This is a genomic window from Microvirga sp. GN3 (genome assembly GCF_055792825.1).
Genome location: NZ_JBVVAK010000251.1, coordinates 1 through 7,781, shown reverse-complemented (window position 1 = coordinate 7,781; position 7,781 = coordinate 1). Strand labels below are relative to the sequence as shown.

The window sequence follows — 7,781 nt, the reverse complement described above, 5'->3', positions numbered from 1 at the left end:
CCGAGATCCGATGGGATGCAGCCGTCGACGACGTTCAGGACGAACACCGACTTCCACTCCTGGCCCTTGGCGGAATGGATCGTCGACAGGATCAGATAGTCCTCGTCGCGCAGAGGTACGCCAGCCTGATCGCTCGTGGCATCCGGCGGATCGAGCGTGAGCTCTGTGAGGAAACGCTCGCGGGAGGGATAACCGGCCGCGATCTGCTCCAACTGGATCAGGTCGGCTTTGCGTGTCGCGGCGTCCTCATGCATGCGCTCGAGGTGTGGCTCGTACCAGGTCCGCGCCTGGTCGAGTTCCGCCGGCCATCCTGTGGTACCAGCGCGAAGTTGCGTGATCGTGTCGACGAAGGAGGGCCACTCGTCTCCCGCCCGGGGCGGGGCAGGGGCCTCGATCAGAGCCCCGATCGGATCGGCGGCATCATGCATGCGATCGAGCACCCGCTGAGCCGAAGTCGGGCCGACGCCGGGCAAAAGCTGCATCAGCCGGAAGCCGGCGACCCGATCGCGCGGGTTCTGCACGAACCGCAGCATCGCGAGCAGATCCTTGACGTGAGCGGCATCGAGGAACTTGAGGCCGCCGAACTTCACGAAGGGAATGTTGCGGCGGGTTAGCTCCACCTCCAAGGAGCCGGAGTGGTGCGAGGTCCGAAACAGCACCGCCTGCTGCTTGAGGCTGTTTCCATTCTCGCGGTTCGCCAATACCTGCTCGACCACGTAACCCGCCTGGTCGGACTCGTCGCGCACGGCCACCAGTTGCGGCCGCTCAGTGGAGGCCCGATCTGTCCAGAGGTTTTTGGTGAAGCGCTCCGAGGCGAGCTCGATCACCGCATTGGCCGCGGCCAGGATCGGCTGGGATGAGCGGTAGTTGCGGTCGAGGGTGACGATCTCGGCCTGCGGCATGAACTGCTTGGGAAAGTCCAGGATGTTGCGGACGGTCGCTGCGCGGAAGGAATAGATTGACTGGGCATCGTCCCCGACCACCGTGAGGCCCTGGCCGCTCGGCTTGAGGGCCAGCAGGATCGAAGACTGGAGCCTGTTGGTGTCCTGGTACTCATCGACAAGGACATGGTCGAACCGCCCACCGAGTTCGGCGGCAATTGACTGCTCGGCCATCATCTGGGCCCAGTAGAGCAGGAGATCGTCGTAATCGAGCACGTTCTGGCGCTGCTTGGCTTCAACGTAGGCTGCGAACAACTGCCGCAACTCGGCGGCCCAGCCGGCGCACCATGGGTATGAAGTGCGGAGCACCTCCTCGAGAGCCGTCTCGGCATTCACGCAGCGGGAATAGATCGCCAGACAGGTTGCCTTCGTGGGGAAGCGGTTCTGGGTGGTGGAGAAACCGAGTTCGTGCCGGACGAGGTTCATCAGGTCGGCCGAGTCCTCGCGGTCGTGGATCGAGAAGGCGGGATCGAGCCCGATCTCCGGCGCATAGTCGCGCAGAAGCCTGGCACCGATGCCGTGGAACGTCCCGGCCCAGGTCAGGGCGTCGGTCATCACGCCTGCGCACAAGCCCAGAACTTGGCCCGCGATCCGCTCGACCCGGCGTGCCATCTCGGCCGCGGCCCGGCGGGAGAAGGTCAGCAGGAGGATGCGGCGGGGATCGGCGCCGTTGACGATCAGATGCGCCACACGATGGGCCAGGGTGTTGGTCTTGCCCGAACCTGCGCCGGCGATAACCAGAAGTGGCGCAGCCGAATGTGAGCCATCGGCCAGAACACCGTGCTCGACCGCCTGACGCTGCCGTGGGTTGAGTTGGTCAAGGTAGGCAGGGTTCGCAGACACAGTCGAATCATTCCTCTCTGGGCTGGTATAGATCCTCATTCCTGTTTTGTTCGCAATGGCTCAGCTTGTCGCCGCAGGAAAGGATCGCGACAATATGTTCGCTATTTGTTCTTTCTTTCGCCACACAAATCCTTAGGGTCAGGCTCTTCTGTTAAGCACTGGATTCGGGATGACCACGGATAAGACAAAAGCAATCGAGACTGCCGTCAGTCAGATTGAACGGGCCTTTGGCAAGGGCGCCATCATGCGCCTCGGCGGCGATCAGGTTGTCGAAGTGGAGACGGTCTCCACCGGATCGCTGGGGCTCGACATCGCTCTCGGCGTCGGCGGTCTGCCGCGCGGCCGGATCATTGAGGTCTATGGGCCGGAATCGTCCGGAAAGACGACGCTCGCGCTCCAGACGATTGCCGAGGCTCAGAAGAAGGGTGGCGTCTGCGGTTTCATCGACGCCGAACATGCGCTGGATCCGGTCTACGCGCGCAAGCTCGGCGTAAATCTGGACGATCTCCTCGTGTCCCAACCTGATAATGGCGAACAGGCACTCGAGATTGCCGATACGCTCGTGCGCTCAAGCTCTGTGGATATTCTGGTCATCGACTCAGTGGCGGCCCTCACGCCTAAGGCCGAGATCGAGGGCGAGATGGGCGAGAGCCGTCCCGGTCTCCAGGCCCGCCTGATGAGCCAGGCGCTACGCAAGCTTACCGGTTCGATCAGCCGCACCAAGACGATGGTGATCTTCATCAACCAGATCCGGATGAAGATTGGCGTCATGTACGGCAGCCCTGAGACCACGACGGGTGGCAACGCGCTCAAATTCTATGCCTCCGTGCGCCTCGATATCCGACGCACGTCCACTCTGAAGGATCGGGATGAGCCGATCGGCAACCAGGTGCGGGTGAAGGTGGTCAAGAACAAGGTCGCTCCGCCTTTCAAGCAGGTCGAGTTCGACATCATGTTCGGTGAAGGCATCTCGAAGATGGGAGAACTGATCGATCTCGGTGTAAAGGCCAATGTAGTCGAGAAGTCTGGCGCTTGGTTCTCCTATGACAGCCAGCGTCTCGGACAGGGGCGAGAGAATGCCAAGACCTTCCTGAAGGACAATCCGGAGGTCGCCGCGGAGATCGAAGGCAAGATCCGTCAGAATGCTGGTCTCCTGATTGCGGAGCTACAGGGCAACGACGACGTGGGCGCATCAGAGGATGCAGCCTGAGGACACCCCCTGAAGCAGAGCCCCTAACCCTGTGCGGCAGAGGGCTCTTCACTATGCAGGAAAGTAAAAGGCCGCCTCTTTGTAGGCGGCCTTCTCGCAATCTGATTTGTCCAAAACGCTATTAAGCGGCCTCGGCAACGGGCGCCGGTCCGGCCTCATCCATGGCGCGCATGTAGACGTCGAGCAGAGACTCGTGCTCGTCGCGCTCGTCCTGATCCTGCTTGCGCAGCTTGATGATCTCCTTGAGGATCTTCACGTCGAAGCCCTCGCCCTTGGCCTCGGAGAAGATTTCCTTCTTGGCCTCGGTCAGCTCCTTGATCTCGTTCTCGATCTGCTCGATGCGCTCCACGAACGAGCGGATCCGATTGCCCGGAATTCCAACGACGTCACTCATGGCTTCTCCTTTGCTGGATATGGGCGGGTACTATCCACCATGGGGGTAAGAACGGGGTTAACCAGATCATCCGCCGTGCAAGACGCGACCAACAGGGAACGCCAGGAATTCGGATAATTCAGAAGTCTCGCCGTTATGAGCTCTTCGCGGCAAAGCAGAGCTCCCCAAAGGGCAGGGGAGTCTCAGTCGCGCATTCCGGCTGCGAACGCTCTCGGCCCATTCGTGCTGATGGCGGCACCTACTGTCAGAGCTTGAACGCGTCATCGACCTCGACCCCGAGTCCCGTAACGATGCGGTTTGTCTCAGACGCCATCCCGACGATCGCAACCAACTCGGCATACTCAGCTTCAGTCATTCCCTTGGCGCGAGCTGCCGCCGTATGGGAGTGGATGCAGTAGTTGCAGCCATGAGCAATCGAGACGGCCACATAGAGCATCTCCTTGGTCTTGGCATCAAGCGCTCCTGGCCTCATTACCTGCTTGATGCTCTCCCACGTGCGTTCGAGCGTGACCGGATCGTGAGCGAGTGCGCGCCAGAAATTGTTGATGAAGTCGGTTTGCCGAACCGCGCGGATGTCGTCAAAGACGGCGCGCGCCTCCGGCGAGAGTTCGTCATCGGTGAGCAGTCTAACAGTCGCCATGTGGGCCTCCATGCAAAGCCGCACCCTAACCCATCGCACCTGGTTCGCCAGCAGGGTGCTTGTTGACAGGGCTGCGAGCCATAAGTTCCAGTCCCAGGGGCTTGCAGGGCCGCCTTCAGCAGGGAGTTATCGTCATGTGCCAGCATTGCGTGATCGACCAAGTGAAGGAAACCATGCTCGACCGCCGCAGCCTCTTCCGCGGCGCGGCCGCTGCGGCAGCTGCAGCGACGGTTGGAAGCATCGCCGCACCGGCACAGGCGCAGGCCCCCACCGTGGCGGTCTCCACCAGCGGGGTCCGGGATTTGACCCACGAACTCCACCCTGACTTCCCCACCTACTTCGGCGATCCCCAGCTCAAGATGGTGCCGAAGTTCACCTACAAGGACCACAAGTTCAATCTGAACGAGTGGGTGATCAACGAACACACCGGAACCCACATGGACGCGCCACTGCATTTCTCGCCGGACGGCCAGAGTGTGGCGGAGATCCCGGTCGAAAATCTTGTGGTGCCGCTTGCCATCATCGACATTCGGGAGAAGGCGGCTGCCAATCCCGACGTGCAAGTCACGCCCGATGACATCAAGGCCTGGATTGCCAAGAACGGCCCGCTCCCGGACAGAGCTTGTGTGGCAATGAACTCGGGCTGGGATGCTCACGTGAGCGGGCCGAAGTTCCGCAATGCGGACGACAAGAAGGTGATGCATTTTCCCGGCTTCCATGTGGAGGCGGCGAAGATGCTCCTCGAGACGACAACAGCCTCGGGCATCGCCGTGGACACGCTCTCGCTCGATTTCGGCCCCTCGCCCGACTTCGCCACTCACAATGCCTGGCTGCCGAGCGGGCGGTGGGGCCTGGAAGCCGTGGCCAATCTGGGCCGCCTGCCGGAAAAGGGCGCGATGCTCGTGGTCGGTGCCCAGAAGATCCGCGGGGGCACCGGCGGCCCTTGCCGCGTGTTCGCCTTTGTCTGAGGGGCGATCCTGGGTGTAGATGGGCAATCCGTCGAGAGAGGAAGGTTCTGTCACAGGAAGCGCGGGCGAGTTGATTATATCTGCGGAGTTCTTCAGCGGAGAATATGCGTCGCGAGAGCAACGAACCTTCCTTGCTCGAACCCGCTTCTGAAGGCTGCGGCATAGACCGCCGCTGCACGCTTGACCTCGTCGAGGGAGCAACCTCGCGGCATGTGAAAGAGCACCGCCTCCCCGGCGTAGTCCTCGACGAGCCAATCGCCCGAGATCGGATCGCGGACGATCACCATCTCCTCATCAGTCACGAGCCCGGCCTCGATCAGTTCTTCAGGCACGCCCTGACCTGCATCGATGGCGTGACGGATCGGAAGCTCATTGTCGTTGGCACGGCCCCCAATGCCCGCAACGCAAGAGTGCCGTCCGAGAAGTGCTTGAGCCATGGCCGTGTCCTTCGGTCCATTCTGCCCTTGCTTATACCCTGATCCGATGTGAGGAGTCCCTGGAGCCGAACGCTTATCCCCTAGCGGTTTGAGGCAGGACGCTGAAGGCAATATTCATCCCTATCTGGGACACGGCGTTTCCAGCACTCGCATGGCTCGGGTCTCTTGTCGATTCCTCGCAGACTTACCAACATCGTATCGAAGGATACTGGCCCGTCGACAGTATAGCACTCCGCAATAGTACATCCGTGCCGCATGCGTCCTCGATGAGCACTGTGACCCATTTCGAATCATCAAACTTGTAACGCTTCCACTGCGGGCAGGACATTACCGCTCATTAGCTCTCTGTTTTTACATGGCCTTAACCAAGACAACAAAAACACCTGCAACACGGCGGCCGATTGCGTGAGCCGGTTCGTTTAAGCCTCTTTGTCGCCCAAACTGCGGGTCTGGATGAGCAGCGCTGGATTTCAATCATGTTGTGTATGCGGGGAGTTGCCAATGTTCCGAAAGTCTGCGCTGCGGCTATCGAACGTACGCCACGGTCTCATCTTGGCGCTCAGCCTGTCAGCTGCCGCAGGATGGGTCTCCTTTGCCCTCTCGCGGCACACGTCGGCTGAGGTCGAGCGCCAGCTTCGTAACCAGGTCGAAGGCCTGCAAGCAACCCAAAGCCAGCTTCTTGCCGAGACCACGAAGGCCCAAGTCTCACTCTCTGGCGTGGCGCAGCTCCGCGGAGGACTTGAATCGGCTCAGAGGGAGATCAATCGGCTTACTCAGTCACGTGATCAAACGGTGGCGGATCGTCCTCGCGCCAAGCCTGATGCCAAGGGTGCAAACCTCCGACCCAATGACGTCAACGATGACGTATCTACTACCGGGTCCATCGGGGAGAAGACCAACAAGGCCCAAAAGGACAAAGCAGTCTCAGCAAAACTGCCGGAGAAACAGCCTCGCAATCCGCAGGTTGCGGCAGTCGATAATTCGTCATCGGGCACCCAAAAGCCAGCTGAGAGGCCTCGTGGCAAAGAACTGACCGTCGTCAGTGAACTGGATACAGCAGCCTTGCGGCAGCTGACGAAGTCAGCGGAGACGCCAGCGCGGTAGACAACATCCCTATGGCTAGCGCAGACCTCTACGCCCGACGGTGGGGAGAAGGTGCGAAACCGATTGGCTGCCCAGGAGGTCGGGCGCGACTGATCAGGCCCCTCATGCAGCATTGCACGCATGAGATCCTCCTGTTGGAAGTTCCCGGCACTGCATCGGTTACAGACTCCTTGTTAAGATAGGTGTTTCGCGTAACTTTCGCGGACGGTTGTCTCGTGCGCACAAAGACCGGTCCTCCACTCACAGTAATGGGGAGCGACAACAAAGAAGATGAAGGATTTGTTAGGGTTTTGGAGAGAGTTTGTTTGCCGTCGTGACGAACTAATTCGCCTTATCTTCGCAGTAGAGCTTGTGTCCTCGGCAAAAGGTACCGCGTATGAGCAAGACGAAGCCCGACACGAACCAGTCCCTGCACCCTGCTCTAGAAGAACTGCGACAAATCCTTGCCAGAGAGCAGACGCTGGAGGAGTTTCGGAAACGCTCTCGATATGATCCTTCCGCACCTTCCCGACGGGTCACGGCACGAGAGGTGAGGAAGGCAGCTGAGAAGCGGCGCTAACCTACTGACAGCCCCAGTTTCCACCGACCCGCCGTTCGGGTATGTGCCCTAGGTTCGACCGCATAGCCTGACCGCAGTTGGTATTGAAGAACCCGTCGATCATCGCGGTCACCTTCACTGTCTACCAGTGCAACATCGACCAGATGGAGCAGGCGGCATAACACCGGAGCGCTTTGCCCTGATGCGACAACTGCTGAACAACGCGAAATTCGACTGGACCTATGGCGACACGGAGTATCTGCGTGAGACGGTCGATTTCATTCCGCGTTATCCCAGTGTCGTGGTGGATCTGCCGCGGATCAGAAAGATCGCTTTCACGCTGCATAAGGACCGTGTCGCAATGGTCGACCGCTCCGGCTCCCCGCTGACACCCTCGTTCCTGATCGCCTGGGTGGAAGCGGAAGGGGTGTTGTCATGTCTGGATGGCGCCCGTTTGGCAACGTGATTGTTGATGATGCTTGGGCCTAGCGGGGCGGGTGCGGTCATGTCTCCGGCCTTTGAATGCGGTGCTGCATGACCGCAGGCCCTGATGTTTTACGCTGAAGCTGGCCCCTCTCACGGTATCGCGCATGGCTGACGCAAGACAACACCACGGGTTCTCCAGTTCCGGCGGTCCATATCCGCTGTAGCTTCACATCATCTCATCATCACCGTGCCAACTGGATGCCCCGAGGGGCGAATAATC

Annotated in this window: 8 protein-coding genes; 4 read left to right on the top strand and 4 right to left on the bottom strand. The window is 60.2% G+C overall.

The window, feature by feature from the left end:
- A partial coding sequence (locus ACS5Q1_RS45210) for an ATP-dependent helicase (RefSeq protein ID WP_473104342.1) occupies positions 1-1,784 on the bottom strand: 1,784 nt, incomplete at its 3' end.
- Between the two features lie 169 nt (positions 1,785-1,953).
- Between ACS5Q1_RS45210 and recA the strand changes: the two genes are divergently transcribed.
- Positions 1,954-2,994, top strand: coding sequence for a recombinase RecA (gene recA, locus ACS5Q1_RS45205; RefSeq protein WP_181052585.1), 1,041 nt, complete (start codon positions 1,954-1,956; stop codon positions 2,992-2,994).
- A gap of 121 nt (positions 2,995-3,115) precedes the next feature.
- On the opposite strand, the gene ACS5Q1_RS45200 is transcribed toward recA, so the two are convergent.
- Together ACS5Q1_RS45200 and ACS5Q1_RS45195 are read right to left on the bottom strand one after the other, a co-directional pair.
- Positions 3,116-3,388: a DUF2312 domain-containing protein gene (locus ACS5Q1_RS45200; RefSeq protein ID WP_473104341.1), complete on the bottom strand. Its 273-nt coding sequence runs from the start codon at positions 3,386-3,388 to the stop codon at positions 3,116-3,118.
- Positions 3,389-3,632: 244 nt separating this feature from the next.
- A complete protein-coding gene (locus ACS5Q1_RS45195; RefSeq protein WP_473104340.1) occupies positions 3,633-4,028 on the bottom strand; it encodes a carboxymuconolactone decarboxylase family protein in 396 nt (131 codons plus the stop codon).
- 134 nt (positions 4,029-4,162) lie between these two features.
- On the opposite strand from ACS5Q1_RS45195, the gene ACS5Q1_RS45190 reads away from it, so the two are divergent.
- Entirely contained in the window at positions 4,163-4,996 is an 834-nt protein-coding gene (locus tag ACS5Q1_RS45190; RefSeq protein WP_473104339.1) for a cyclase family protein, read from the top strand.
- 92 nt (positions 4,997-5,088) lie between these two features.
- Here the strand turns inward: ACS5Q1_RS45190 and ACS5Q1_RS45185 are convergent, their stop codons facing one another.
- Complete coding sequence (locus tag ACS5Q1_RS45185; protein ID WP_473104338.1) at positions 5,089-5,433, bottom strand: hypothetical protein; 345 nt, start codon at positions 5,431-5,433, stop codon at positions 5,089-5,091.
- A 501-nt stretch (positions 5,434-5,934) separates the two neighbouring features.
- On the opposite strand from ACS5Q1_RS45185, the gene ACS5Q1_RS45180 reads away from it, so the two are divergent.
- Positions 5,935-6,537, top strand: a complete 603-nt coding sequence (locus ACS5Q1_RS45180; protein ID WP_473104337.1) for a hypothetical protein — start codon at positions 5,935-5,937, stop codon at positions 6,535-6,537.
- Between the two features lie 740 nt (positions 6,538-7,277).
- The gene (locus ACS5Q1_RS45175; RefSeq protein WP_473104336.1) at positions 7,278-7,541 is read left to right on the top strand and encodes a hypothetical protein; all 264 of its coding nucleotides are present in this window, start codon (positions 7,278-7,280) and stop codon (positions 7,539-7,541) included.
- Positions 7,542-7,781 lie beyond the last annotated feature (240 nt).